This window comes from Gordonia sp. NPDC003950 (assembly GCF_053605205.1).
The window spans coordinates 77,907-103,595 of sequence record NZ_JBSGIT010000015.1 but is presented as its reverse complement, the minus strand read 5'-3'; the positions used below and the strand labels follow the sequence as shown (position 1 = coordinate 103,595).

Below are 25,689 nucleotides of genomic sequence, written 5' to 3'. Positions count from 1 at the left end.
GGGTTCGTTCGTGTCCACGTGATATTCCTGGACATATCGTTCGCCGATAATGAACAATCATGGCGTGGATCCTCGACGGCTGGAACTCCTGCTCGCCCTGTCCCGGCTGGGCTCGATGCGAGCGGTCGCCGACACCCATCACCTCACCACGTCGACGGTGTCCCAGCAGATCGCCGCACTGGCCAAGGAGACCAGGACACAACTGATCGAACCGGACGGTCGTCGTGTCCGCCTGACACCCGCCGGCCGACGACTGGCCGATCATGCGGTCACCATCCTGGCCGCGATCGACGCGGCCCTTCGCGATCTCGACCCCGACGCCGAACCGGTCGGCACCCTGCGAATCGGCGGTTTCGCCACCGGCATTCGCGTGTCCTTGATGCCCACCCTGGCCGAACTGGCCGCGACACATCCGGGGCTCCACACCATCGTCAGCGAGTACGAACCGATCGAGGCATTCGGTCTCCTCGCCGACGACGACCTCGATCTGGCGTTGACCTACGACTACAACCTCGCCCCGGCCACCCCCGATCCCGTCCTCGAGAGTGTCGCTTTATGGTCCACCCCTTGGGGTTTGGCGGTACCGGAACGCGCATCGGGCACCCTCGACCTGAACGACTACGCCGACCACGACTGGATCGTCAACTCCCGCAACAGCGCCGACGAGACCGCCGTGCGCGTGCTGGCCTCGCTGTCGGGGTTCACGCCGCGGATCGCGCATCAGATCGACAATCTCGACCTCGTCGAAGATCTCATCCTGGCCGGCTACGGCGTCGCCCTGTTGCCCCTGCATCGTCCGGCACGCGACGGCCTGACGGTGTTGCCACTCGGAGACCCCGACGTCCGGATGACCGCCTACGCCGTGACCCGCAAAGGCCGAGAACCGTGGCCGCCGTTGCGAGCCCTGCTGAGTCGGTTGATCCCCGCCGATTCGGCCCCGGTGCTGGATCGGTGGCCGCGGACCCTGTGACGAACCGTCGATGCGAGACGGAATACCTCACCGCATCGACCTGTTGTGGACTGTGACGGTTCGCGGATCTCTGCCCCGGGCCCCACCCCATTCGCCGCTACGAGCGGCCACTTGCCGAGAGGCGCATTATCCGCGGGCCGTCGCTCTCCTCCGCCGTGATGTCCTCAGTCGCCACTCGTGACGACAGCTTTGTCGTCGGCACGTGCGTCGCGCCACGCCTCGTGATCCCACTCCTGGGCATGCCCGCGCGACCGCGCCAAGGCCTCGATCCGGTGACACCGCTCCACGTAGTCGTGTAGGGCGAGGTTCACCGCCTCACTCTTCGTGTGCACGCCGCCAATTCGCATGACCTCGTGCAACGCCTCATGGTCAAGACTCATCTGCGCCAACACCACCCATCGAGTCGCCGCCGGATGCACGCGGAAAGCGCACACACCGTACCGCCATCGGCAACATCGCAGCTTTGGAATAACCACCCACCCCGACCCGTTGACTCCCTCAGTCGCTCAAAATTGAGCAACTCAACCGAGGAGGTTCCCATGCCCGCCGTCACCGCCGACACCACCACCCTGCCCCGGCTGACGCCGGCCGCGCTCGAGGACACCGAACGCGAGGTCCGCTCGGTCACCCGCGGCCCGCGTGGCTACGAGGGCGAGGGCTTCCCGGTCGTCCGGGCCTTCGCCGGGGCGCCCACCGCGGCACTCGATCCGTTCATCCATATGGATCAGATGGGTGAGGTCGACTACCAGCCGGGCGAGCCCCGGGGTACCGACTGGCATCCGCACCGCGGCTTCGAGACCGTGACCTATATGATCGACGGCCGGTTCCAGCATCAGGACTCCACCGGTGGTGGCGGCCTCATCGAGAACGGCGCCACCCAGTGGATGACCGCCGGCTCGGGCATCCTGCACATCGAGACCCCGCCCGCCGAACTGGTCGAATCCGGCGGACTGTTCCACGGTATCCAGCTGTGGGTGAATCTGCCCGCCAAGGACAAGTTCCTCACACCGCGCTACCAGAACCTGGAGGGCGGCCAGGTCGCGCTCGTCGCCTCGCCCGACGGTGGGTCCCTGGTCCGGATCATCGCGGGTGAGATCGACGGCCACGCCGGGCCGGGCTCCACCCACACCCCGATCACCGTCGCGCACGCCACCGTCGAGCCGGGCGCGTCGATCTCGCTGCCGTGGCGCCGGGACTTCAATGCCCTGGTCTACGTCCTGTCCGGCCGTGGAACCGTTGGCGCGCAGGCACGTCCGATCGAGCAGGGACAGCTCGCCGTGTTCGGTGCCGGCGATCGCCTGAGCGTGTCGGCCGATTCCGGACAGGACAGCAACCGACCCGCGCTGGAGGTGCTGTTGCTGGGTGGCAAGCCCATCCGCGAACCGGTCGCGCAGTATGGTCCGTTCGTGATGAACACCCGTGAACAGCTCGTCGAGGCAATCAACGACTTCCAGGCCGGACGGCTCGGCGTCGTACCGCCGGATGCGCTGATGCCGCACACCAGCGTCCGCTGACACCACAGTGAGTTCTATTGCACGAGACCCCGCCTCGTGGCGCTCCTTCGTCGAGACCAGCGCACGCCTGCACACCCTGCTGGACGAGGAGTTACGCGCCCACTGCGGAATGTCGTTGTCGGACTATCACATTCTGCTGATCCTGCAGGAGTGCCCGGAGCACCGCGCCCGGATGCGCGAGCTGTCGCGACGGATGGTGTTTTCCACCTCACGCCTGTCCTATCAGATCGACGTGATGGTGAAACGTGGCTGGCTCCGGCGCGAATCGGCTCCCGAGGATCGCCGGGGCAGCTACGCCGTCGTCACCGACGCGGGCCTTGAGGCATTCGCCGCGGCCGCCCGCGACCACGGCGAGGCGGTGACACGCCTGTTCTCCGTCGCCCTCTCGCCCGCCGACGACCACCACCTCGCGACCATCATGGACACCCTCGCCCGTCATCTCGATGACCTCTCGGATTAGGAGACCTCATGACCACCACCTCGCAGATCCGAGTGATCCGCGCCGACGAGCGTCATCGTTGGGACAGCGGATGGCTCACCTCACTCCAGTCCTTTCCCGCCACCGGCAATTTCGACCTGATCGGCAACGCCCACGGGGTCCTGATGGTCAACAACGACGACACCGTCGACGCCGGCGAGGGCTTCGACACCCACCAGCACGCCGACACCGAGATCGTCACCTGGGTTGTCGAGGGATCGTTGCACCACAAGGATTCCCGCGGCCACGAGGGAGTCCTCACCCCCGGCGTGGTGCAGCGGATGACCGCAGGCACCGGGATCATGCATTCCGAGCGCAATGCGTCCAGCCGCACCGACAACCGGCGCCTGCGGGTGGTTCAGATGTGGGTTGCCACCGAATATGCGGGGGCGACACCCGGTTACGCCGAGGCAGACGTCACCACGGTGCTGTCGAGGGGTGAGCTCGTCCCGATCGTGTCCGGCCTCGAACGCCATCACGGCGTCGCACCGGTGACTCTGCCGAACAGCTACGCCACCTTGCACGCCGCACGGATGCGTGCCGGTGGCACAGTGACGCTGCCGGGAGCTCCGTTCGGCCACCTGTATGTGGTCGACGGGACCGTCGACCTCTCCGCCGACGGTGAGGTCACCTCACTCGGGCGTGGCGACGCCGTCCGATTCACCGGCGCCGCAGATCAACCCGTCACCGCGTCCTCCGACGCCGAGATCCTCTACTGGGAGATGTACACCGGGTTCGGCTCGCGCTGAGTCGAGTTCGCGCTGAGGCGAGTTCGCATCCCGGACGAGGCGTCACGGCTGCAACGACGGTTCATCCGCGGTGGACAACGTCAGCACGGCCTCGACGACGATGTCCTGCTGCTCGATCTCCGCCTCGATCCGGCGCAACAGCACGGCGACGTCATGCTCACGCAGATCCCCGCGAATGTCCACGGCCGCAACGAGGTAGTACTGCACCGGGCCCACGTACTCGATGTGCAGGTACGTCACGCGGTCGATGTCGGGATGGTCGAGCAGGAACCGCAACATCGTGCCACGCGTGGCCGGCATCGCCGTTTGGCCCAACAAGAACTGGCTGTTGCGCTTGATGAGGAAGATCGCGATCACACCGAGGAGCAGTCCGACCAGAATGGAGCCGATCGCGTCGTACACGGCGTTGCCGGTGATCTCGTGCAGCGCCATACCGGCGGCGGCGATCAGCAGTCCGGTGAGGGCGGCGGCATCCTCGAAGAACACCGCGCGCAGAGTGGCTTTGGAGGTGCGGCTGACGAACCGGAGGGGATGCATCGACAGCCGCCGACCACCCTCATGCGCCTGCCGGACCGACTGCAGAAAGGAAATGCCCTCCAGCACAAAGGATATGGCAAGAACGATGTAGCCGATCAGGTAGTCGGCGTCGGGTTCGGGATGGCGCAGGGAGGTGATGCCATGCATCACCGACACGGCAGCACCCACCGCGAACAGGCCGAACGCGGCGAACATCGACCAGATGTAGGTTTCCCGACCGTGCCCGAAGGGATGGGCGCGATCCCGGCCGAGTCCACCACGCCGTTCGGCGATCAGCAGGAACACCTCGTTACCCGAGTCGGCCCAGGAATGCACCGCCTCGGCGACCATCGAGGCCGAACCGGTCAAGACCGCGGCCACCGATTTGGCCACCGCGATAAGAATGTTCATCGTGAACGCGATGATCACCGTCAGCAGTGATTCCGAACCGTCGGACTTGGGTGCCTCGTTCCGCTCCTGATCCACCTGCCGAGCATCTCACGGCGAGCGTCGTCCACGCGGGACAAGCGCGGCGCACCCGGGGAATCCCAAGTGCGCCGCGCCGATGAGCTCAGCCCCGCTGTGAGAGGGTTATCCGAGGCTGAACGGCTTGCCGTAGAACGTCGTGACCTGCTCGGCGTTACCGGTGACCACGTAGACGTTGGCGTAGGACCGTGCCTGCGCGTAGCCGGCACAGCCGTTGATCTGGATCGTCTCGTTGACGTAGCTCAGTCTGGCCTCGTCGACGCCCTTGAACGTCACCTTGGAGGAGTGCTTGTCGGCGCCGAAATCGTCGGCGCTTTCCACGTCGTTGATGTAGACGTTGACCGCCTGGCCGGGGCCGACCGAGATCGATCCGCCGGCGGTGGCGGTCGCGGCGGTGACGTCGCCGCTGCTGTTGGCGGTCCCGCTGCCACCTCCGTTGCTGGTGAGGCCGGAGATGTTCACCTGGCAGCCGATGATGTAACCGGCCTGCACCTTGATCTTCTTGGCCTTGGTGCTGGTGTGCACGGCGTAGTTCGCCGACACCCAGGCATTGCGGTGCAGCGGCGTACCGCCCAGCGACGGGTTGATCGTGGCGTTCTCGCCGGAGCGGGTCACCGACACGACGGTGCCGTCACCCATGCGCTGCTGGTCGGTCTGCGACGGCAACGCGACGTGCACGTCGGCGGCGGCGACGCCGGTGACCGACAGCAGCGCGGCGGCACCCACCGCGACGGGTCCGCCGAGTACGGCAAGGCGTTTGAGACTGATGTTCATGGATCTCCCTCTCGGAGAATGGAAGTACGCCGGAAATCATCGGCGCGGTTGACTATGGGATGAAACGTCAGCCGATGGAGAACGGCTTGCCGTAGAGGTTGATCTTGCGGTGGTTGCTGCCCGTGGTCTCCACCGTGACGAAGGAACGCGCCTGCGCGTACCCCGCACAGTTCTGGACCTGCAACTGCACGCGGTCATAGTCGAAGTAGTAGGTGCCCGACTTCTCGATGTCCTTGTAGTCGATCTGCGCGAACACGACCTGACCCGGCGTGATCGGGACACTGAGGGTGCCGGTTCCGGTGGGTGCGCTGGTGATCGCATTGAGGCTGCCGGTGAAGCCGACCGAGGCGCTACCCACGTTGACTTGGCAGCCGACGATGTAACCGACCGACAGGGTGGCGGCCGCGCCGTCGGTGGAGGTGCCGTTGCTGCCCGGCGACGCGGATTCACCGGCAGGACCGTTGTTGGGGCCGGCGGCCGATTCCTTGAGCCCGGGGGCCTTGAGCACGATGTGGGCACTGACCCAGGCGGTCCGGCCGAGGCCGTTGCCGGCCAAAGATGGTGAGATCTGCGCGGATTCGCTGGTACGCGACAGATCCAGGCCGTCGGCGTGGGTGCTGCCGCCGGGCAGTCGCACGAAGGCGTCGGCATGTGCCGGCGCGGCCGTCGCCAACCCCACCCCGAGTGCCGCGACGCCCGCGGCTGCCGCGCGCACGGCCACGCGGTTGCGCCGTGACTTGTTGGTGCTCATTGGTTCCCCTCACAGATGTCGTCAACGGTCGCGGTGTTCACGACCTCGCGAAGCGTACGGGGCCCACGGCGACCGGCCGGTGGCACTCAGATGGCGTGCAGATGACCGTTGGCCGGTGGTCAGACGAATTCGATGTCCGTGAAGTCCGTTGTGTACCAACCATGTTCGCTATGTCCGAGGTCCACCGACGGCAATCTCGGACAATCCGGATAATCCGTCCTCTCATGGCCGTGCACCCCCTGCCCGATTACAGTCGGCGGGTGCCTTCCACAGTGATACCCGCGCCGGTCCGTCGGTGGTTTCTTTCCGACATCAGCCCGGAACCGGCGGGACTGATGGGTCCGCACCGGATCCCCAGCGAGGAGTCCCACACCCATCCGTGGTGGAAGGTCATGTGCCTGACCGGTGTCGACTATTTCTCCACGCTGGGCTATCAGCCGGGTATCGCCGTCCTGGCGGCCGGGACCATCGCGCCGTTGGCGACCATCGTGCTGGTCGCTCTCACCTTGTTCGGGGCGCTTCCGGTCTACCGCTACATCGCACGGCGCTCACATCGCGGTGAAGGTTCGATCGCGATGCTCGAGCACCTGCTACCCCGTTGGGGCGGAAAGATCTTCGTCCTGGTGCTGCTGGGCTTCGCCGCCACCGACTTCCTGATCACGATGACATTGTCGGCGGCCGACGCCACCGCACACTTCATCGAGAATCCGTTCGTGCCGTCGTTCTTCGAGGGCCACAACGTGGCCATCACACTGGTGTTCCTGGCGCTCCTGGCCGCCATCTTCCTTCGCGGATTCACCGAAGCCATCACCGTGGCAGTGGGACTCGTCGCGGTGTATCTGACACTCAACGTCGTCACCATCGCCGACGGCCTCTGGCACCTGGCCACCACCCCGCACGTCATCGTCGACTGGCGTCACGCCATGACGGTCGAACACGGCAGCCCGTGGATGATCGTGGCCGTCGCCCTGCTGGTGTTTCCCAAGCTGGCACTGGGATTGTCGGGCTTCGAGACGGGCGTGGCGGTGATGCCGCAGATCGACGGCTCCGAGGACGACCCGCCCGATCATCCCGCGACCCGCATCGCCGGGGCCCGAAAGCTGCTGACCACCTCCGCGGTCATCATGAGCGTCCTGCTGATCACCAGCAGCCTCGTATGCACGATCCTGATACCGGAGGACGAGTTCCAGCCGGGCGGGCCCGCCAACGGTCGCGCATTGGCCTTCCTCGCCCACGACTACCTCGGCAATGGCTTCGGCACCGTCTACGACATCAGCACCATCCTGATCCTGTGGTTCGCCGGGGCGTCGGCGATGGCCGGACTCCTCAACCTGGTGCCTCGCTACCTCCCCCGCTACGGGATGGCGCCGGACTGGGCGCGTGCGGCCCGCCCACTCGTGGTGGTGTTCATCCTCATCGCGGCCGGGGTGACCGTGTACTTCCGCGCCTCCGTCGACGCGCAGGGAGCGGCGTACGCCACCGGCGTGCTCGTGTTGATGACGTCGGCGGCGGTCGCGGTGACGCTGTCGGTGCGCAAACGACGACGCACCGTTGCGACGATGGCCTTCGCCGCCATCTCGATCATCTTCGCCTACACCACCGTCGCGAACATCATCGAACGGCCGGAGGGCGTGCAGGTCGCGGCCTTCTTCATCGTGGCGATCCTCATCGTCTCCTTCGCCTCCCGGATCAACCGCTCCTTCGAACTGCGCAGCGGTGAGATCACCTTCGACGACACCGCACAACGCATCATCGACGCTGCAGCCGACTTCGGGCAGATTCACATCGTCACCCACGACCCGGAGGAGCGGTCGCTGGCCGAGTACCACGACAAGGAGATCCAGCAACGCGCCGAAAGCCACATCCCCGACGCCGAGCAGATTGTCTTCCTCGAGGTCAACGTGACCCACTCGTCGGAGTTCAGCACAGATCTGGAGATCCACGGGCGCTATCACGAGGGCGGGTTCCGCATCCTCTGGGTCGATTCCGCCGCGGTACCGAACACCATCGCGTCGGTGTTGTTCGCCATCCGCGATTGGACCGACATCGTGCCGAATGTGTATTTCGAATGGAGCGAGGCGAATCCGCTGGTGAACCTGCTCCGCTTCCTGTTCATCGGCGAGGGCGAGGTGGCGGCGGTGACCCGCGAGGTGGTGCGCCGGGCCGAGCCGGACACCGCCAAACGGCCCTCCGTGCACGTCGGATGACGTGTCGTCGGCAATCCGCCGCAGCACCGGTCTCGAACCCCTGAGTGTCCACACCATCGAGGACCACCAGGAGTCGACATGCACAAGTCCACCCGTCTCGCACTCGGATTCGCCATCGCCACCGCCGGAGCCGGAGCCATCGCGTTCGCTTCCGCCCCCGACGCCGCTGCGGCGCCATCGATCTGTCCCGCGTTGCCCGGCCAAACTGCCACCGCCCCAGGATGTTCGGCGGCGGCGACCGACAACGGCCTCAGCTTGGCGATCTCCGTCGACGGGGGTAACGCCACGTCGTCCGCCACCAACCTCGCCGGTCCGGCCGCGATCGCCGTCGGCCCGAACGCCTCGGTGACCATGACCGGCGTGCGCCCCGGTCTCGCGATCGGTATCGCCGGCCCGGGAGCATCGGTGACCGTCAACGGCGTCACCGGACCCACCTGCACCGGAACCGGCCCCGCCTTCGCCGGCGACTTCCAGACCCTGCAGGGATGCTGGCGGTAAAACTCTGCACGACAGCAGGATTCACAGTTCACCTCCCTCCGCTGACGGCGCTCTGTCCGACGTTGACAGCGCTCTCACCCACGTTCACAGCGCTCTCACCCACGTTCACAGCGGAGTCCAGAGCGCCGTCAGTGAGACCCAGAGCGCCGTCAACGACGAGGTGAGCGCTGTCAGTGCCGCCGAGCCCATGACAAACGTCATGGGCCATTGATGACATCTGCTCTGGGTGCGCCGACCCCGCAACGGGCATCGTGAGATGCATGACCACAGCACCCGCGATCCACACCCAGAGCCTTCGCAAATCGTTCCGCGGCCCACACGGTAACCGTGTCACCGCCGTCGACGGCCTCGACCTCACCATCAATCCCGGTGAGGTGGTGGCCTTCCTCGGCCCCAACGGGGCAGGCAAAACCACCACTATCGACATGATCCTGGGTCTGTCCCAACCTGATTCAGGGTCCGTGGAGGTGTACGGCCAGACCGCCAGAAGCGCTGCACGTGGCGGCCGGATCGCCGCCGTCCTGCAGAGCGGGGGTCTGCTGCCCGATTTCACCGTCGAGGAAACGATGCGCATCGTGGCGGCACTGCACGGCCGCAGCGGCGACGTCGAATCGGCGATGTCGCGCGCCGACATCGCCCACCTCGCCGGCCGCAAGGTGTCCCGGTGCTCCGGTGGCGAACAGCAGCGCCTCAAGTTCGCGCTCGCCACGCTCCCCGACCCGGACCTCATCGTGCTCGACGAACCGACCGCGGGTATGGACGTCGAATCCCGTCGCTCCTTCTGGGCCGCGATGCGCACCGACGCCACCCATGGCCGGACCGTCGTGTTCGCCACCCACTACCTCGACGAGGCCGACGATTTCGCCGACCGCATCATCATGATCGCCCACGGCCGGATCGTCGCCGACGGATCGACCGCCGAGATCCGCAACATCGCAAGCCGGCGCATCGTGTCGGCCATCGTCGACGACGCCGAACTGGCAACAGTGGCGAGAGTGATCGTCGACCTCGAGGTCACCGAACGACGCGGCGGACGAACCTATCTGTCCGCGGCCGACTCCGATGCGTTGGCCCGATGCCTGCTCACCTCGACTCACGCACGCGAGGTCGAGATCGCCACGCACAACCTCGAAGACGCCTTCGTCGCACTCACCTCGGCCGCCTGATCCACACTCCACACTCCGCCTGATCCGCAGTTCACGCACACTCGAAGGACACCACCATGACCAGCGCCACGATCGATCAGCCCGCCGAGCAGCGCTCGACGAGCCTCACCAGCCTCATCCCCTCGGCCACCTACCTGCGACTCGACATCCGGCGGGTCCTGCGCAACCGACGCGCGATGATCTTCACCGTCGCGATGCCCGCGCTGCTCTACCTGGTGTTCGGCGCCACCCAGAACACCGACGACACCGTCGGCTCCGGCAACGTCGCGTTCTACGTCCTCATCGGCATGGCCGTGTACGGCGCCATTCTCGCCGCGGCCTCCAACGCCGCATCCGTGGCGATCGAACAGCAGGCCGGTTGGACTCGCACGCTGATGATGACGCCCCTGCGGCCGTCCGGATATGTCGGCACCAAGGTCGGCGTCGCACTCGCCATCGGCGCGCTGCCGATCCTGGTCCTCACCGTTGCCGGCGTCGCCACCGGGGCCCATGCACCCGTCGGGATCTGGATCGCCTGCCTGTTCCTCGGCTGGATCGGCGCATCGGTGTTCGCCGCCTTCGGGCTGGCCGTCGGCAGCCTGATGCGCTCCGACGGTGCCATGCAGGTCATGGGCGGCATCCTGGCCCTGCTCGCGTTCGCGGGCAACGTGTTCGTCCCACTCAAGGGCGTGATGCTCACCATCGCGCAGTTCACCCCGATGTTCGGCGTCGTCACCCTCGCCCGCTACCCGCTCGACCACGGGGTGACCGTCTACGGCACTCACATCCCGCTGTGGGTCGCCCTGGCCAACCTGATCGTGTGGGGCGTGGTCTTCGCATCGACTGCCGCGGTCTTCTACAGTCGCAGTACAACTCGCCAGTGACCCGGTAACCGGAGAAGACCACAGAAACGGCCCACAGAATGACCGACATCCACCCCGCGTGGCGAACGCCCTGGCGCAACATGCGCTGGGCGTTCGTCGCCATCTGGATGCTGTTCCTCGGCTATCCGCTCGGCGCGGTGATCGGCTCGGACCACTCCGCGCCGATCAAGGCGATCGGCTACGCCCTCGTGGGGGCTTTCGCGCTCGTCTACCTGCTGGCGAGCGTCTACGTGCTGTCGGGCCGCACCGGGCCGGATCGGCGCGGAACAGCGGTCTTCGCGGTGCTGGCGCTCCTCACGATCGGCCTGCTCCCGATCATCGGCGAAGGCGCATTCGGCGCGGCACCATTCCTGATGGTGGTGGCGGCGTTCACCTTTCCCTACGGCTGGGCAGCGACCACCATCTGCGGTGTCGTCGTATGCGCACTGGCCATCCCGGCCATCGCCGGCTGGAAGCAGGACCTCGGCCTGGTCGTCGTCCTCGTCGCGGTGGGCTTCACCATGCTGGGCTTTCGCACGATCGCGATGCGCGAGAACGAACGGGAACGCGCCGAAGAACGTCGACGAGAACTCGACGCCGAACTGGCCATCGTCGCCGAGCGTGAACGCGTCGCGCGTGACGTCCACGACATCCTCGGCCATTCACTGACCGTGATCACCATCAAGACCGAACTCGCCGGTCGCCTCGTCGATCTCGACCCCCAACGCGCGAAAGCCGAGATGTCCGAAGTGAATCAACTCGCCCGGGACGCCCTCGCCGAGGTGCGCTCCACCGTCGGACAACTGCGTACCCCGGACCTGCCCAGCGCCATCGCCGGCGCCGAAAGCGCCTTGCTCGCAGCCGGGATCACCGCCGATCTACCCAGTCCCGACATCCACACCCCCAACAGCTCGCTGTTCGCGTGGGTTCTGCGCGAGGCCGTCACCAACGTGGTCCGCCACAGCGGCGCCTCCCGCTGCACCGTCGTGGTCGATGACACCTCGATCACAGTGCGGGACAACGGTTCCGGAATGGGCATATCCGGGTTCGGCAACGGGCTGCGCGGATTGACCGAACGCGTCGAGTCCGCGGGCGGGACCCTGAGGATCACCTCCGACGCCGACGGCACGGCGGTGACGGCGGTAAGGACATGAGTGGTCCGATCCGGTTGCTCCTCGCCGACGATCAGGCCTTGGTGCGTGGAGCACTCGCCGCACTCCTCGACCTCGAACCCGACCTCGAGGTGGTGGCCCAGGTCGGTCGAGGAGACGAAGTTGTCACCGCGGCACGCGATTCCGGTGCACAGGTCTGCCTGCTCGACATCGAGATGCCGGGAATCGACGGAATCGATGCGGCCGCCGCGGTGCACGCCGAACTACCCGACGTCCACTCCCTGATCGTCACCACCTTCGGCCGACCCGGATATCTGCGGCGCGCCATCGCGGCCGGGGCCTCCGGCTTCGTCGTGAAAGACACTCCGGCAGCCGAATTGGCCGATGCGGTTCGACGGGTACACGCCGGTCTACGAGTGATCGACCCGATGCTGGCCACCGAAAGCCTCACCAGCGGCGACAATCCACTCACGCCACGCGAATCCGAGGTGTTACGCGCCGCGCTGTCGGGCGCAACGGTGGCCGCCATCGCCGCCGAGGTCCACCTGTCGGCCGGGACGGTCCGCAATCATCTGTCGTCGGCGATCGGGAAGACCGGCACCGCCACCCGCGCCGAGGCGGCGCACGTCGCCCGCGAGCGCGGCTGGATCTGAGATCGCCGAACCGACTGCCACTCAGCCGAAGTCGACGTCAAGGCCCCGCAGATACGCGGCCTGACCGACGTGCTGCGCGTCGTCGTCGAGGATGCTCACCAATCGCACACCCAGCGTGACCGGCGGATCCCACCGCGTGTCGATGACGCGGTCGAGGTCGTCGTCATCGAGGCCGGCCAGATAGTCCACGGTGACCTGATGGGCCGCATCGTAGTAACCCACCAGCAACTCCGCCGGTCCGACCACCCGGATCACGTCGGCGGCGCTCTGCCCGTACCCACTGGCCGACGGCTCGAACGGCAACGCGAACCGGTCGAACCAGCCGTCGGAGGTCCACACCTGGTCGGTACCGGCGACATCGGCGATCTGCGCGTCCTGCACCCGGGCCAGATGCCAGATGAGCCACGCGATGGTGTTGGCACCGTCGGCGGGCTGATAGGTGAGTCGCTGCTCCTCGATATCGTCGAGTACGGCGTGGACGTTCTCCCGGACGCGAGCGAATCCGTCGGCGAGGATTTCGGTGGATTTCATATGTCCACACCTACTCCCGTATCACCACAACTGCATGTATCCGCCCGGATGCAAAGATTTTCTTCGCCGCGCGCGCAACCCTGGCCTGCACGTCCGCGCCCGTCAACCATGACGGGGTGTCTGACTCTGTGCCCTCTGCATCTGTACCCTCTGCATCTGTACCCACCCCGCCTGGATTCGTCCCGGCGCACCGACCCATCCGGTTCAACGCCTTCGACATGAACTGCGTTGCCCACCAGTCACCGGGGCTGTGGCGCCACCCCGCCGACCGTTCGTGGGACTACAACACCCTCGACTACTGGGTCGACCTGGCGCGATTGCTGGAAACCGGCGGTTTCGACGGCCTGTTCATCGCCGACGTCCTCGGCACCTACGACGTGTACGCGGGCACCGATGAGGCCGCCATCCGGCAGGGCGCCCAGATCCCGGTCAACGACCCGCTGCTGCTCGTGTCGGCGATGGCCCACGCGACCGAACACCTCGGCTTCGGCATCACCACGGGCACCGGCTTCGAGCATCCATATCCGTTCGCGCGGCGCCTCTCGACGCTCGATCACCTGACCAGGGGACGCATCGGCTGGAATGTGGTCACCGGCTACCTGCCCTCCGCCGCCCGGAACATGGGCGACGATGACCAGCTCGCCCACGACAGCCGCTACGACCACGCCGACGAGTACCTGACCGTGCTCTACAAGCTGTGGGAGGGTTCGTGGGAACGTGACGCCGTGCGCCGCGACCGCGCGGCCGGCGTCTTCGCGGATCCGGAGAAGGTGCACCACATCGGTCACCGCGGTGAGCATTTCACGGTTCCGGGGATTCACCTGTCCGAGCCGTCGCCGCAGGGCTCGCCGGTGATCTACCAGGCCGGGGCATCGCCGCGCGGGCGACGCTTCGCCGCCCAGAACGCCGAAGCCATCTTCGTCGCCGCACCCACCAAAGCCATTTTGCGCGAGACGGTCTCGAAGATCCGCGATGAACTGGTGGCGGCCGGCCGGGGCCCCTACGACGCCCGCATCTACACCCTGCTGACCATCATCACCGACTCCACTCCCGAGGCCGCCCGCGCCAAGGCCGCCGACTATCAGCGCCACGCCAGCGCGGAGGGGTCGCTGGTGTTCATGTCCGGATGGATGGGGATCGACCTCGCGTCCTATGACCTCGACGAACCGATCGGCAATGTCGAGAGCAACGCCATCCAGTCCGCGGTGGCGGCCTTCCAGCAGGCCTCCGAGTCGGGCGACGAATGGACGGTGCGAGACATCGCCGCCTGGGGCGGCATCGGCGGGATGGGACCAGTGCTCATCGGTTCCGGCGACGAGGTCGCCGAGGCACTTGAGAGCTGGGTCACCGACACCGACGTCGACGGCTTCAACCTCGCCTACGCTGTCACCCCCGGTACCTTCGCCGATGTCATCAACCACGTCGTTCCCGCGTTGGAACGCCGCGGACTGTATCACCGCGACTACGTCCCGGGTACGTTGCGGCACAAGCTCTTCGGCCGTGGTGACCTGCTCCCCGACAATCATCGTGGGGCATCGTTCCGGGTCGGTGGACCGGCCTCGACGATCGACGACTCCATTCGTGAGATCGGCGCCAACGGTCGGCTCGTCGCGCCGGGGGTACGCCGATGATCGTCGTCTCGCATCTCACCAAGGTCTTCGACACCCCGTCGGGACCGTCGACGGTTCTCGACGATGTCTCGTTCACCGTGGCCGGTGGCGAGGTGTTCGCCGTGGTCGGCCCGTCCGGCGCCGGCAAGAGCACTCTGGCCCAGTGCCTGAATCTGTTGCAGCGCCCCACCTCGGGCGAGGTGATCGTCAACGGTGAGAACCTCGCACACCTCGACTCCGCGGCGTTGCGGGCGGCACGTCGGCGGATCGGCACCGTCTTCCAGTCCTCGAGCCTGCTCTCGCGCCGCACCGCCGCCGAGAACGTCGCCCTGCCCTTGGAGTATCTCGGTGCCACGAAGGCCGCGACGGGCTCCCGGGTCGGCGAGCTCCTCGACCGGGTGGGCATGGCGGACCGCGCGAATCTGTATCCGCATCAGCTCTCCGGCGGCCAGCGTCAACGCGTCGGCATCGCACGCGCCTTGGCACTCAAACCCTCGGTGCTGCTGTCGGATGAGGCCACCTCCGGACTCGACCCGGTGGCCACCGAGTCCTTCCTCGACCTGCTCGCCGACGTCCGCGACGACCTGGGTCTGGCCGTCGTGTTCATCACCCATGAGATGGATCTGATCACCCGGATCGCCGATCGGGTGGGTCGCCTCGATCATGGCACCATCGTCGAACAGGGATCGGTGGTCGATCTTGCCCTGAGCCCCGATTCTTCTCTGGGACAATCACTTCGACCCCACGGAATTCCTGCTCCGGCCGCCGCCGGCGAGGTCGCGGTGGTGGTCACCTACCACTCGGCGGCGGTTCCGTCGGACTGGATCACCCGGGTGTCGACGCGCATCGGCGCTCCGGTGGGCATCCTCGGCGCCAACGTCCAGAGTGTCGACGGTGTCCCCGTGGGTGAACTCACCGTGTCCGTCAACGCGAGCTTCGTCGACGAATTCGTCGTCGTGGCAGACGAACTCGGCGTGACCGCACGACCCACCGCGCAGACCGCACGCGAGGTCGCCGCATGAGCGCGCCGAGTGACACCCACAACCTCGCCTCAATCACCGTACCGGTCAACGAGATCCCGTCGCTGCTGCTCCCGGCCTTCGTCGACACCGTCATGATGGTGAGCATCGTGATGGTCATCGTGCTGATCGTCGGCGTGCCGCTGGGCGCCCTGATCCACAACCTCGCTCCCGGCGGCCTGTTCGAACGCCGCTCACTGCACACGCCCCTGTCGTGGATCATCAGTGTCGGGCGATCACTGCCGTTCCTGGTGTTGATGACGGCGATCATTCCGTTCACCCGTTTCATCACCGGCACCAACATCGGCATCGCCGCGGCGGTGGTACCGATGTCGATCGCCGGCATCGCGTTCTTCACCCGCATCGTCGAGAACTCCCTGCGGGCGGTCCCCACCTCGGTGGTCGAGGTGGCCAAGGCATCCGGCGGGTCCAACGCCCAGATCATCTGGTCTGCGCAGATTCCCGAGGCACTGCCGAACATCATCGGCGGTCTGACGATCAACACCATCGCGATGATCGAATACTCGACGATCGCCGGCACCATCGGCGCCGGCGGCCTCGGCTACATCGCCGTCACCTACGGCTATCAACGTTTCGACCACGGCGTGATGATCGCGACCATCATCGCCCTGGTCGTCACCGTCGCGCTCATCCAGGTCGGTGGTGACGCCCTCGTCCGCCACCTCACACCGGAACGCAAGCTCGCCACGCGACGCTGAAACATCGCTTTAGACAACCACTCTCACCACCTCTCCATCAACGAAAGGCGCTACCCCCATGTCTGCGACCACCGACTCGCCACCCGACGCTCCCAACCCCGGATCGGACACCCCGGACTCCGGCGACCACAACGGCATCCAGTTGCGTTCCCGCCGCCACTGGCCCTTGATCGCCGGTGCCGCAGCGGTCGTGGTGATCGTTCTCGCCGCAGTGATCGCCTGGCGGTTCGCCGGTTCCGACGAGGCCTCACCCAACGACACCCCCGGCGCGACGCTGACGGTCGTCACCGCCGAGGGCAATGCCAGCGAACAGGCCCTGGTCAATTTCGTCGCCACAAAGGTCGCACCCCGCTACGGCATCACCGTGGCCTTCCGCGGACTCGCCGACTCCACCACCCTCAACCGGGCCGTCAGCGACGGTGAGGTCGCGGGCACGATCTATCAGCACAAACTGTGGCTCTCGCAGGTGCTCGCGGCCAATCCGGACTTCCAGGAAGAGGCGGCGACACCGGTCTTCCGGTGGGGCTTCGGCATCTGGTCGGACAAGTACGCCTCACCGACCGATCTGCCGCAGAACGCGAAGGTGTCGCTCTACTCAGACCCCGCCAACGAGGCGCAGGGATTGTGGCTGCTCGAACGCGCCGGCCTGATCACCCTCAAGCCGGGCGTGGACAAGTGGACCGCCACCCAGGACGACATCGCGTCGAATCCGCGGAATCTGCAGTTCACCCTGCTCGACTTCGCCGCGCAGTCCCGGGCGTTGCCCGATCTCGACGCCACCGTCGGCTACACCGAGTACTACCTCGCGGCCGGCGTCGACCTCTCCAAGCAGATCTTCGCCCCGCCGGCGCCGGACGAGTTCGCCGGGCAGTTGACCATCGGAAGCAAGTGGCGTGATTCCGAGAACATCAAGAAGTTGGTGGCGGCGTTCAAGGACCCGGCCGTGCAGCAGTACCTGGCCACCGACCCCGCGGTGAAGAACATCCTGTTGCCGCTCTGAGCGGGTTCGCCCGAGGCGGTCCGGTGGCGGCGCGTGTTCTCCGCCGCCCCGGACCGCCTCGGCCTATGGTGTCGGAGTGATTGGTAGGAAGCACGGTGACCGCCGGATCGGACACGGCGCGGGCCACGGGCACTCACACCACCTGTCCGACATCGAGGTCGTCCTGTCACCGCTGGCCAAACGCCTCGTCATCGGATTGCTGATCGTCGCGGGTCTCGCCGTGATCGTCTGCGGATTCCTCCTACGGCCGTCCTATGGAGATCATCCGGTCCCCGCCCAGTTCCGTGGGCCCGACGGCACCGCGATCCACGCGGTCGACGGCGAGATCATCAGTCAGACCCGGGGTGAGTGCCTCAACCAGATGGTCGGAGCCATCAACGACACCGCCGACATCCCGATCTCCGGCGAGGGCAGCGGGCCGTGCCTCGAATTCACCGTACTCATCACCTCGGGCGAGCACGACGGCAAGTACACCCTGCTCGAGGTGCCGACCAACGCCGCACAGGCGGGGACGAGCCCGGACTCGTCGTCGCAGACCCTGGGCCATCCGGACGACCCGCAGGCGGGCCAACCGACATTGCATGTCGGCGACTCCATCCGGTTGAGCACGGTGGCCGGGCCCGACGGGCAACCGCGGTACTCCTTCTTCGACTTCAACCGCACCACCTCCACCATCGTGTGGGCCCTGCTGTTCGCGGCGGCGATCATCCTGGTGGCCGCCTGGCGGGGACTGCGTTCACTGATCGGTCTGGCCTTCGCGTTCCTGGTGCTCGGATTCTTCACACTGCCCGCGATCCTCGACGGAGAGTCACCGGTCGCGGTCGCGGTGGTCAGCTCAGCGGCCATCCTGTTCGTCGTGCTCTACCTCGCACACGGGCTCAGCCTGCGCACCTCGTCGGCGCTGTTGGGTACGTTGACGTCGATGGTGCTGGCGGGTGTGCTGAGCTGGCTGGCGATCGAGACGATGCAGTTGAGCGGTCTGTCCGGTGACCAGACGACGAGCCTGCAGGTGTATCAGGGCACCATCTCGGTCAGCGGATTGTTGTTGGCGGGCTTCATCATCGGCACGCTCGGCGTCCTCAACGACGTCACCATCACGCAGGCGTCGGCCGCCTTCGAACTGGCCGGCGCCGGGGAACCGACCCGGCTGGCCACGTTCCGGGCGGCCATGCGGGTGGGCCGCGACCACATCGCCAGCACCGTCTACACCCTGGTGTTCGCCTACGCCGGCAGCGCTCTCCCGCTGCTGTTGCTGTTCTCGGTGGCCCAGCAGCCGTTCGGCTCGATGATCACCACCGACACCGTCGCCGTGGAACTGGCACGCTCCTTCGTCGGGGGCATCGCGATCGCGCTCTCGGTTCCGTTGACCACCGCGATCGCCGCGGCACTCACCCGCCCGTCCGGAGCGGGAACCGTCGCGGAGCCGTCGAAGTCGACCTCGTCGGCCGCGGGCGATCCCGAACCGGCACGCTCGGCGCCGACAACCGCGCGCCGCCCGATCATCGATCTCGAACCCGATGAGGTGCCACCACCGTCGTCACGACCATCACCACCGCAACAACCATCACCGCCGCCCACACCACCGACGACCCGTCCGCCCACACCACCGACGACCCGTCCGCCGAATCCACCGGCGTGTGGCCGACATTCGATGCCGGACGGCTGACCGCGACGTCGGCGACGACGAGTTTCAGAGCAGTCCGCACCGACCGGTCGGCACCGACGACAGATTGCGCCCCACCCAATCGCCGATCCGGGTGAGCATCGCGGTGCCGTCCTCGAATCGTCCGCTGCGTGGCACCGCCGCGATCGACACGGCGAACTGGCCCGATCGTGTGGTCACCAGGCCAAGCTGGCGGACCAGGAAGGCCGACGACGTCCCGGTGCCCGGTCCCCATCCGCCCTTCACCGCGGTCGAGGTCACCGCGCGGTTGGTGCGCCCGAGGTTGGCCACGCCCCAGCGCTGATTGGGGCCCACCGCACTCATCAGGCGCAGGATGCTGTCGGTTCCCGGCATGCACGGGAGGTGCGCGCCGAAACGGGCCTGATCGGCCAGGGCCCACATGCTGTAACCCGGAAAGGACGGGGGCGCATCGAGTTCGGAACTGACATGGGTGCGCATATCGTGGCCTTCGCGCAGCACCGTGGTCACCGCGTCCACGGAGGACTGTCCACCTCCGAGTGCACCCCAGAGGTCTTCGGCGGCATCGTTGTCGGACACGGTGATCGCCTTGGTCTCCGAGCCGACGACCGCGGAGCCGAGGCGACGCTCGGCGGCCAGCGCTACCGGTACCTTGAGGGTCGACCAGGCGCGACCGGTGGTGAACGTCCCCAACGAGATCGCGGCGTCCGAGCCCACCGGCACGATGGAGATGCCGATACTGCCCGGCAGACTCTTCGCGAGCGACTTCTGAAAGGGCGTGAAGGTCTTCGACAGCGCCTGCTGCGGAGGTACCGCCGGCGCGAGCCAGGTGCGCAGCGGCTCGGGCAGCGGCGGCAGGGCGGGCAGCGCCGGTGCCGGCGCTGCCGCCGCCATGGCCGCCGGCACCACGACCGCGAACACCAGGGCAAGCACCGTCGCCACCAGCACCCTCTTCACTCCAGCCACTTAAGCCTCCTCCGTCACATCAGCAACAGAATGAGCCTATGGGCGGTTGAACACCTCAACCAACCGGGAGGCGCCCGATCGTCGAACCGAGACCGCACCGTGCGCGAGTCGTGATCCGCGTGTCCGCCATGTCGGATTCACTACGCCGGATTCGCCGTGCCGGGTGTCCCGACCGGCGTCAGCACCGACCCCGCGGGAGCGCGGCGATGTTGGCATTGAGCCAGTTGCCGACCGCGTTGAGCGCCGCGATCCCGCCGGACATCGACCCCCCGACGGCGCTCATGGCCACCGCGCTCTGCTCCCCGCTGCGATAGGTGACCAGGCCGATCTGCCGCACCAGGTAGGCCCCATCGACGCCCGGGCCCCAACCACCTTTCACCGCAGTCGCTTTCGGCAACCTCATGACCTCGACGCCCCACTGCTGGTTGCCCGCGACCTGTCCCATCAGGGACACGACGTGTTCGGTTCCCTGCATACACGGCAGGTGCCCGACAAACGTCGCCGCGGCCGGCAACGTCCACGCGGTCTGGCCGAAGATGGTGAACCCGGCGCGCTGCTGCACCGACGGCACCACGACGTTGGGGTTGCCGCCCTCACGCAACACCGCGGTGACCTTGCGGGAGGCCTCCTCGTTGCTGCCCAACGAAGCCCACAGCGCTTCCGCTGAGGCATTGTCGGAGTTGATGATGGCGTTGGCCTCCGACGCACTCTCCCCGTTCTCGCGTTCCGCGGCGACGGCGAGTGGCACCTTGATCGTGGACCACGCCACGCCGGGCGTCAGATCCCCGAGTGTGATCGTGGGTCGCGACGGGCCACCCACCGGGGCGACGGCGACACCAACCGTCAGCCCGGTACCCGAGGCCACCCGCCGGAAACTCGCCGCCAGTGCCTGATTGGACGCCGGGGTGACCGACGACGGTGACGACGCATAGGCAGACGAACTGGTCGAGGACGACGACGGTGAGGCGTACACGGTGACGGTGGATTGCGGACCGGCCGAATCCGACGTCGCACACCCGGTCGACACCACCGCGGCCACCCCGACAGCGATCCCCGCGATCATCCGGCGACGCACCGCATCCACTCCCCTCACGGCAACACGTACACGACGGCATTGTTACCGCCGGTGCAGGTCACCGCGGAACCGTCGGGTTGACAGGCCATCGAATACGCCTGTCCGGTAACCGGACTGTACGCCACGACGGTGCGAGGTTGGCCGTAGGTGCCACTCGTGTTGTAGGCGTCGCGCACTGCCTGAGCGAACGGACAACTGGTGACCGACGACCCGATGGCCGACGTGCCGTCGCACGGAACGGCGTTCGCCGGGAAACTCGGCGTCGCGGTCGTTGCGGGCACCTGGGTAACCGGTGGGGCCTGGGTGATCGTCGTCGTCGCAGGACCGTCCGCGGTGGAATCCGACGAGGACGAGCCGAACAGCCAGAACGCGCCACCGATGAGCAGGCCGATCACCAGCAGTGCGAGGACACCGACGAGCACGCCCACCAACGACCGATCACGCTCCTGCGGGGGCGCGTAGCCAGGCTGACCGTAGGGCGGTGAGCCGTAGCCGCCCGGATATCCGGGCGGTGGGGCACCGACCACCTGCGGGCCGGACAAATTCTGGGGTCCGGAGTAGCTCTGCGGTCCCGAATAGTTCTGCGGTCCCGAATAGTTCTGGGGCCCCGAATAGCCCTGCGGCCCAGAGAGATTGGCGGTGCCGGCCGCCCCCGCCGCGGCCGCTCCCGGGTACACGTGCGGTCCCGATGGTCGCAGCGCCGTCGCCCGGTACGCCTCGTCGTCGGCGGCCGGTGCGATGGTGGTCGGCGGGGCCTTCTTCAGCAGATCGGGACGCGCACCGGACGCCGGCACGATCGTCGTCGGCGATTCTCCGATCAACGCGGCACGGGCCGCACGGGCGAGGTCCTTGGCCGTGCCGAAGCGTCGCGCCGGGTCGGGATCGAGGCCGATGCCGATGACCGCATCCATCGCCGGCGGGACGTCGGCGTTGACGCTGCTCGGCGCCGGCGGCGGCGACATCACGGCGGCCTTGATGGCGGAGCTGATCGTGTCGGCCGGATGTGGCACCCGGCCGGTCAGGCACTCGAACAACACGCACGTCAGCGCATAGATGTCGCTGGACGCGCTCACCGGCACCGCGTCGAACAACTCCGGCGCCATGTAGGCGATCGAACCGATCGCGGTGCCGGCCTGGGTCAGATGCGTGTCGTCGGCACCGTGTGCGATGCCGAAATCCACGAGATAGGCGAAATCGTTCTGCCCGATCAACACATTCTCGGGCTTGATGTCGCGGTGGACGAGGCCGTCGGCGTGCGCCGCATCGAGTGCCGAGGCGACCTGCTCGATGATTGCCACCGCCCGCTCCGGCGCGATCGCATGCTCGCGGCGCAGCAGCCCGCGAAGGTCCTCCCCCTCGACCAGGCGCATGTCGATGAACAGCACGCCGTCGATCTCGCCCCAATCGTGGATCGGGATGACATGTGGTTCGCCGAGCCGCGCGGCGGCATGCGACTCCCGGCGAAACCGTTGCTGATACACCTCGTCGTCGGCGAGCCCCGGGTTCAGGAGTTTGAGCGCGACCTCACGGTCTTTGACGGTGTCATACGCGCGGTAGACCTCGCCCATTCCGCCCCGACCCAATAGCTCGTCCAGGCGGTACGGCCCGAACTGGGAATTCACGCGGCTCGATGACATGGTGCGAGCATAACCGTGACGTCGGGCATCTCACTCCCGCTCTCCGGACCCCGCGACCCTGGTCAGCGCGGATGCGCCGACGGTGTCGTCTCGGTGGACGACATCGGTAACGCCGCACCGCCGATGGCTCAGATCACCCCGTGAATCGGCGGGTCCTCGTTTCGCAGGACATGACGCCCGATGTGCTGAAGCTTCCAGCGCACCGGATCGTGCAAGGTGTGTGTCCGCGCGTTGCGCCAGAACCGGTCCAAACCGCTGCCGGCCGCCGCGCTGCGCGTTCCACTCACCTCGAACAGCGCGGAGCCCAACTCGTTCGACACCCGGTCGGCGACGACCTTCGCAGCCGCGACCGCGATCGAGGCGTCGGCGACGGTACCGAGAGGATCCTCGGCGCCGGACTCGTCGGCGAGGAATCCCGTGGCACGGTCGAGCGCCCGGCCGGCCGCGGCGAGAGTGGCCTCCGCCGTGATCAATTCGACCGCCAGTTCACCGAAACGCTGCACCAGCAACTCGTCGTCGACGGCCCGATCCACACCCGCCTCGAACCACGGCCGGGAAGAGGTGTTGACGAAGCGCACCGCCTCGTCCAGAGCACCACGGGCGATGCCGACGTCGATGGCCACATGCAGGAGTTGGGCGAACGCGCCGTACCCCGTCGGTCGCGAGACGGCATCGGCGCGGATCACCAGGTCCCCCCGACCCACCGCGACGTCGACGAATCGCACCGTCCCCGAACCGGTCGTGCGCTGTCCCAACGCATTCCAGTCGTCGACGAGCTCCACACCCGGCGCGTCGGACGGGACGAAAGCGATGTACTCACCGGCCGCGAGGTCATCGTCACCCGCATGCCGGGCGAGCACGGCCAGCGTGTCGGCGAACAACGACCCGGTGGCGTAGAACTTCTCCCCGTCGAGCCGAAAGCCGCCCGCCCCGACCGTGGTCAAGGTGGTGGAGATGTCGGCAATGGTCTTGCCGCCCTTCTCCGACTGCGCATTGGCCACCCGGCCGCCCCGCAGTACCTCACCGAATTGCCTGCGCGCCAATTCTTCCGGGGCGGCAAGCCGCAGCAGATTCAAGTACACGAAGTGACTGTGCGGAATCTGGGCGATGTTGGGATCGGCGGCGGCGATGATTCGGGTGACATCGGCCACGACGCTGGGAGCGAGGTCCGGCCCACCGAAGGATGCCGGAACGGTGATCGCGAGCAGCCCGCTGGCGGACAACTCGTCGATCTCCGCATACGGCAGACGTCGGTCGAGATCGCGGGCTGCGGCATCCACCGCGAAACGCGTCGCCAGCCGGATCGCGGCCGCGCGGGCCTGCGCCGCCGATTCCAGTCGAGCCGCACCGCGATCGACCCGGTCCGTACCCGCTTGGGTGATGCTCATCGCGTCCTCAGACCGCCGCTGATCGCTCGGCGGCTTCGAGTTCTCGGACGAGCGGAAGGACACGCTCGCCAAAATACTCGATCTCCTCCTGGAAGTGCAGGAAACCACCGAGGATCAGGTCGACGCCGAGACGCTTGTAGGCCACGATCCGCTCCGCGATCTGCTCGGGCGTGCCGATCAGCTGAGTGCGGAAACCGTCGTTGTACTGGACGAGATCCTCGAACGACGAGTCGGCCCACATCCCCTTCTTGTCTCCGGTGGCGTTTCCTGCCTGTTGCACGGCCGAGCGGAAGCCCTCCACCGCAGGACGATTCGCCTTCTCGACGATCTCGCGGAGGGTGTCACGTGCCTCGGCCTCGGTGTCGCGGGCGATGATGAAGCCATTGAGACCGAACCGGACCTCACGATCGTGGGCGCGGGCGACCGCACGCAGATCACCGAGTTGTTCGGTGACACCGTCGAAATCTTTGCCATTGGAGAAGTACCAGTCGGCGAAGCGCCCGCCGTTGTTGCGGGCGGCGGTGGAGTTACCCCCTTGGAACAGTTCGGGATTGGGACGCTGCGGGGTGTTGCGCGGCTTGGGCTTCAAGGTGAAGTCGTGGATGCGGTAGAAGTCGCCACGGTAGTCGACGTTGTCCTCGGTCCAGAGCTTGCGGATCACCTCGAGGAATTCGCCACTGCGACGGTACCGTTCGTCGTGCTCGAGCCACTGTTCACCGAGGTGGATGAACTCATCCTTGAACCAGCCGCTGACGACGTTGATGGAGAATCGGCCACCGGACAGGATGTCGGCGGTGGCACCGAACTTCGCGAGCACCGCCGGATGCCACAGACCTGGGTGAACCGCGGCAATCAGTTTGAGCTTCTGCGTCGCCAGCAGCAGCGCGAGACTGAAACTGGTGGACTCGTGCTGGAACTCGGCACCGTAGGACGCCTCATACCGGACCTGGGACAGGGCGTATTCGAACCCGTTGTTCTCCGCGGTTTGCGCCAGCTTGACGTTGTACTCGTAATCCCAGCTGGTGCGCTGCTCGATGTCGCTGGTCACCAGACCACCGGACACGTTGGGTACCCAGTAGGCGAACTTGACCTCATCGGCGATGTTTTCGGTGGACACGGGGTCTCCTGACTCAGACTGCTCGGACGCGAGCGTGCACCGTGGTGCACGGCAACGTCGGCCATCTTGGCCCCTGACGACACCGGTTGCCCACCCTTGAAATCGCGGTGAGCCCAACCCATGTCCGGTCAGTTGCGGTGTGCCGCTGTCCTGTCCGGACACCCCCATCGTGGTTCCGGGCGCCAACGCACAATCATTGTTCCGGGCGCCAACGCACAATCATTGTTCCGGGCGCCAACGCACAATCATTGTTCCGGGCGCCAACGCAC

General features: G+C 66.9%; 25 protein-coding genes and 1 pseudogene. 16 read left to right on the top strand and 10 right to left on the bottom strand.

Annotation, left to right across the window (positions count from 1 at the left end):
• Positions 1 to 64 precede the first annotated feature (64 nt).
• The gene (locus ACWETB_RS14925) at positions 65 to 970 is read left to right on the top strand and encodes a LysR family transcriptional regulator (RefSeq protein ID WP_348802824.1); all 906 of its coding nucleotides are present in this window, start codon (positions 65 to 67) and stop codon (positions 968 to 970) included.
• A 245-nt stretch (positions 971 to 1,215) separates the two neighbouring features.
• Here the strand turns inward: ACWETB_RS14925 and ACWETB_RS14920 are convergent.
• Positions 1,216 to 1,350, bottom strand: a pseudogene (locus ACWETB_RS14920) (type II toxin-antitoxin system VapB family antitoxin); the annotation flags it as partial.
• A 159-nt stretch (positions 1,351 to 1,509) separates the two neighbouring features.
• Between ACWETB_RS14920 and ACWETB_RS14915 the strand changes: the two are divergent.
• Genes ACWETB_RS14915 through ACWETB_RS14905 form a run of 3 tightly spaced genes read left to right on the top strand, consistent with a single transcriptional unit; the run spans position 1,510 to position 3,711 of the window.
• On the top strand, positions 1,510 to 2,484 hold the full coding sequence (locus ACWETB_RS14915) for a pirin family protein (protein ID WP_452211932.1): 975 nt from the start codon (positions 1,510 to 1,512) through the stop codon (positions 2,482 to 2,484).
• Between the two features lie 7 nt (positions 2,485 to 2,491).
• Positions 2,492 to 2,944 (top strand): MarR family winged helix-turn-helix transcriptional regulator, encoded by a 453-nt coding sequence (locus ACWETB_RS14910; RefSeq protein WP_449743541.1) that lies wholly within the window; start codon positions 2,492 to 2,494, stop codon positions 2,942 to 2,944.
• Between the two features lie 8 nt (positions 2,945 to 2,952).
• Positions 2,953 to 3,711, top strand: a complete 759-nt coding sequence (locus ACWETB_RS14905; RefSeq protein WP_452211930.1) for a pirin family protein — start codon at positions 2,953 to 2,955, stop codon at positions 3,709 to 3,711.
• Between the two features lie 42 nt (positions 3,712 to 3,753).
• On the opposite strand, the gene ACWETB_RS14900 is transcribed toward ACWETB_RS14905, so the two are convergent.
• From ACWETB_RS14900 to ACWETB_RS14890, 3 genes are all read right to left on the bottom strand, one after another.
• Positions 3,754 to 4,713 (bottom strand): cation diffusion facilitator family transporter, encoded by a 960-nt coding sequence (locus tag ACWETB_RS14900; RefSeq protein WP_449743539.1) that lies wholly within the window; start codon positions 4,711 to 4,713, stop codon positions 3,754 to 3,756.
• A gap of 105 nt (positions 4,714 to 4,818) precedes the next feature.
• Positions 4,819 to 5,487: an MspA family porin gene (locus ACWETB_RS14895; RefSeq protein ID WP_449743538.1), complete on the bottom strand. Its 669-nt coding sequence runs from the start codon at positions 5,485 to 5,487 to the stop codon at positions 4,819 to 4,821.
• Positions 5,488 to 5,554: 67 nt separating this feature from the next.
• On the bottom strand, positions 5,555 to 6,238 hold the full coding sequence (locus tag ACWETB_RS14890; protein WP_452211927.1) for an MspA family porin: 684 nt from the start codon (positions 6,236 to 6,238) through the stop codon (positions 5,555 to 5,557).
• Positions 6,239 to 6,573: 335 nt separating this feature from the next.
• Between ACWETB_RS14890 and ACWETB_RS14885 the strand changes: the two genes are divergently transcribed.
• The 6 genes from ACWETB_RS14885 to ACWETB_RS14860 all read left to right on the top strand — a co-directional run bounded on the left by ACWETB_RS14885 (position 6,574) and on the right by ACWETB_RS14860 (position 12,716).
• Positions 6,574 to 8,445: an amino acid transporter gene (locus ACWETB_RS14885; RefSeq protein WP_452211992.1), complete on the top strand. Its 1,872-nt coding sequence runs from the start codon at positions 6,574 to 6,576 to the stop codon at positions 8,443 to 8,445.
• Between the two features lie 78 nt (positions 8,446 to 8,523).
• Positions 8,524 to 8,943: a hypothetical protein gene (locus tag ACWETB_RS14880; RefSeq protein WP_449743536.1), complete on the top strand. Its 420-nt coding sequence runs from the start codon at positions 8,524 to 8,526 to the stop codon at positions 8,941 to 8,943.
• Between the two features lie 260 nt (positions 8,944 to 9,203).
• The gene (locus ACWETB_RS14875; protein ID WP_452211925.1) at positions 9,204 to 10,109 is read left to right on the top strand and encodes an ABC transporter ATP-binding protein; all 906 of its coding nucleotides are present in this window, start codon (positions 9,204 to 9,206) and stop codon (positions 10,107 to 10,109) included.
• Positions 10,110 to 10,165: 56 nt separating this feature from the next.
• Positions 10,166 to 10,972, top strand: coding sequence for an ABC transporter permease (locus tag ACWETB_RS14870; RefSeq protein ID WP_452211923.1), 807 nt, complete (start codon positions 10,166 to 10,168; stop codon positions 10,970 to 10,972).
• 38 nt (positions 10,973 to 11,010) lie between these two features.
• Entirely contained in the window at positions 11,011 to 12,105 is a 1,095-nt protein-coding gene (locus ACWETB_RS14865; protein ID WP_452211921.1) for a sensor histidine kinase, read from the top strand.
• Positions 12,102 to 12,716, top strand: a complete 615-nt coding sequence (locus ACWETB_RS14860; RefSeq protein ID WP_452211919.1) for a response regulator — start codon at positions 12,102 to 12,104, stop codon at positions 12,714 to 12,716. The genes ACWETB_RS14865 and ACWETB_RS14860 overlap by 4 nt, the downstream gene beginning before the upstream one ends.
• Positions 12,717 to 12,737: 21 nt before the next feature.
• Here the strand turns inward: ACWETB_RS14860 and ACWETB_RS14855 are convergent, their stop codons facing one another.
• Positions 12,738 to 13,247 (bottom strand): mycothiol transferase, encoded by a 510-nt coding sequence (locus ACWETB_RS14855; protein ID WP_452211917.1) that lies wholly within the window; start codon positions 13,245 to 13,247, stop codon positions 12,738 to 12,740.
• Between the two features lie 197 nt (positions 13,248 to 13,444).
• On the opposite strand from ACWETB_RS14855, the gene ACWETB_RS14850 reads away from it, so the two are divergent.
• From ACWETB_RS14850 to ACWETB_RS14830, 5 genes are all read left to right on the top strand, one after another.
• A complete protein-coding gene (locus ACWETB_RS14850; protein ID WP_449743687.1) occupies positions 13,445 to 14,878 on the top strand; it encodes an LLM class flavin-dependent oxidoreductase in 1,434 nt (477 codons plus the stop codon).
• On the top strand, positions 14,875 to 15,879 hold the full coding sequence (locus tag ACWETB_RS14845; protein ID WP_452211915.1) for a methionine ABC transporter ATP-binding protein: 1,005 nt from the start codon (positions 14,875 to 14,877) through the stop codon (positions 15,877 to 15,879). The genes ACWETB_RS14850 and ACWETB_RS14845 overlap by 4 nt, the downstream gene beginning before the upstream one ends.
• Positions 15,876 to 16,595, top strand: a complete 720-nt coding sequence (locus ACWETB_RS14840) for a methionine ABC transporter permease (RefSeq protein WP_452211913.1) — start codon at positions 15,876 to 15,878, stop codon at positions 16,593 to 16,595. Before ACWETB_RS14845 ends, ACWETB_RS14840 begins: the two co-directional genes overlap by 4 nt.
• 58 nt (positions 16,596 to 16,653) lie before the next feature.
• The gene (locus ACWETB_RS14835) at positions 16,654 to 17,595 is read left to right on the top strand and encodes a MetQ/NlpA family ABC transporter substrate-binding protein (protein ID WP_452211911.1); all 942 of its coding nucleotides are present in this window, start codon (positions 16,654 to 16,656) and stop codon (positions 17,593 to 17,595) included.
• A gap of 79 nt (positions 17,596 to 17,674) precedes the next feature.
• On the top strand, positions 17,675 to 19,261 hold the full coding sequence (locus ACWETB_RS14830; RefSeq protein WP_452211990.1) for a YibE/F family protein: 1,587 nt from the start codon (positions 17,675 to 17,677) through the stop codon (positions 19,259 to 19,261).
• 24 nt (positions 19,262 to 19,285) lie between these two features.
• Here ACWETB_RS14830 and ACWETB_RS14825 read toward each other — a convergent pair whose 3' ends face one another.
• The 3 genes from ACWETB_RS14825 to ACWETB_RS14815 all read right to left on the bottom strand — a co-directional run bounded on the left by ACWETB_RS14825 (position 19,286) and on the right by ACWETB_RS14815 (position 22,915).
• Positions 19,286 to 20,131: a hypothetical protein gene (locus tag ACWETB_RS14825; protein ID WP_449743686.1), complete on the bottom strand. Its 846-nt coding sequence runs from the start codon at positions 20,129 to 20,131 to the stop codon at positions 19,286 to 19,288.
• 250 nt (positions 20,132 to 20,381) lie between these two features.
• Positions 20,382 to 21,266, bottom strand: a complete 885-nt coding sequence (locus tag ACWETB_RS14820) for a hypothetical protein (RefSeq protein ID WP_452211988.1) — start codon at positions 21,264 to 21,266, stop codon at positions 20,382 to 20,384.
• Between the two features lie 26 nt (positions 21,267 to 21,292).
• Positions 21,293 to 22,915, bottom strand: a complete 1,623-nt coding sequence (locus ACWETB_RS14815) for a protein kinase domain-containing protein (protein WP_452211909.1) — start codon at positions 22,913 to 22,915, stop codon at positions 21,293 to 21,295.
• Between the two features lie 15 nt (positions 22,916 to 22,930).
• Between ACWETB_RS14815 and ACWETB_RS14810 the strand changes: the two genes are divergently transcribed.
• Positions 22,931 to 23,059, top strand: a complete 129-nt coding sequence (locus ACWETB_RS14810; protein ID WP_452211907.1) for a hypothetical protein — start codon at positions 22,931 to 22,933, stop codon at positions 23,057 to 23,059.
• Here ACWETB_RS14810 and ACWETB_RS14805 read toward each other — a convergent pair.
• On the bottom strand, positions 23,044 to 24,303 hold the full coding sequence (locus tag ACWETB_RS14805; RefSeq protein WP_452211905.1) for an SfnB family sulfur acquisition oxidoreductase: 1,260 nt from the start codon (positions 24,301 to 24,303) through the stop codon (positions 23,044 to 23,046). The genes ACWETB_RS14810 and ACWETB_RS14805 overlap by 16 nt on opposite strands.
• Before the next feature lie 7 nt (positions 24,304 to 24,310).
• Complete coding sequence (gene sfnG / locus ACWETB_RS14800; protein ID WP_449743526.1) at positions 24,311 to 25,420, bottom strand: dimethylsulfone monooxygenase SfnG; 1,110 nt, start codon at positions 25,418 to 25,420, stop codon at positions 24,311 to 24,313.
• Positions 25,421 to 25,689: the final 269 nt, after the last annotated feature.

Bases quoted from the DNA above. Each gene is read 5' to 3' on its own strand.
- ACWETB_RS14915 (WP_452211932.1), top strand. From the start codon at position 1,510: ATGCCCGCCGTCACCGCCGACACCACCACCCTGCCCCGGCTGACGCCG.
- ACWETB_RS14905 (WP_452211930.1), top strand. From the start codon at position 2,953: ATGACCACCACCTCGCAGATCCGAGTGATCCGCGCCGACGAGCGTCAT.
- ACWETB_RS14895 (WP_449743538.1), bottom strand. From the start codon at position 5,487: ATGAACATCAGTCTCAAACGCCTTGCCGTACTCGGCGGACCCGTCGCG.
- ACWETB_RS14890 (WP_452211927.1), bottom strand. From the start codon at position 6,238: ATGAGCACCAACAAGTCACGGCGCAACCGCGTGGCCGTGCGCGCGGCA.
- ACWETB_RS14885 (WP_452211992.1), top strand. From the start codon at position 6,574: ATGGGTCCGCACCGGATCCCCAGCGAGGAGTCCCACACCCATCCGTGG.
- ACWETB_RS14880 (WP_449743536.1), top strand. From the start codon at position 8,524: ATGCACAAGTCCACCCGTCTCGCACTCGGATTCGCCATCGCCACCGCC.
- ACWETB_RS14875 (WP_452211925.1), top strand. From the start codon at position 9,204: ATGACCACAGCACCCGCGATCCACACCCAGAGCCTTCGCAAATCGTTC.
- ACWETB_RS14870 (WP_452211923.1), top strand. From the start codon at position 10,166: ATGACCAGCGCCACGATCGATCAGCCCGCCGAGCAGCGCTCGACGAGC.
- ACWETB_RS14865 (WP_452211921.1), top strand. From the start codon at position 11,011: ATGACCGACATCCACCCCGCGTGGCGAACGCCCTGGCGCAACATGCGC.
- ACWETB_RS14860 (WP_452211919.1), top strand. From the start codon at position 12,102: ATGAGTGGTCCGATCCGGTTGCTCCTCGCCGACGATCAGGCCTTGGTG.
- ACWETB_RS14855 (WP_452211917.1), bottom strand. From the start codon at position 13,247: ATGAAATCCACCGAAATCCTCGCCGACGGATTCGCTCGCGTCCGGGAG.
- ACWETB_RS14845 (WP_452211915.1), top strand. From the start codon at position 14,875: ATGATCGTCGTCTCGCATCTCACCAAGGTCTTCGACACCCCGTCGGGA.
- ACWETB_RS14840 (WP_452211913.1), top strand. From the start codon at position 15,876: ATGAGCGCGCCGAGTGACACCCACAACCTCGCCTCAATCACCGTACCG.
- ACWETB_RS14835 (WP_452211911.1), top strand. From the start codon at position 16,654: ATGTCTGCGACCACCGACTCGCCACCCGACGCTCCCAACCCCGGATCG.
- ACWETB_RS14825 (WP_449743686.1), bottom strand. From the start codon at position 20,131: ATGGCGGCGGCAGCGCCGGCACCGGCGCTGCCCGCCCTGCCGCCGCTG.
- ACWETB_RS14820 (WP_452211988.1), bottom strand. From the start codon at position 21,266: ATGATCGCGGGGATCGCTGTCGGGGTGGCCGCGGTGGTGTCGACCGGG.
- ACWETB_RS14815 (WP_452211909.1), bottom strand. From the start codon at position 22,915: ATGTCATCGAGCCGCGTGAATTCCCAGTTCGGGCCGTACCGCCTGGAC.
- ACWETB_RS14805 (WP_452211905.1), bottom strand. From the start codon at position 24,303: ATGAGCATCACCCAAGCGGGTACGGACCGGGTCGATCGCGGTGCGGCT.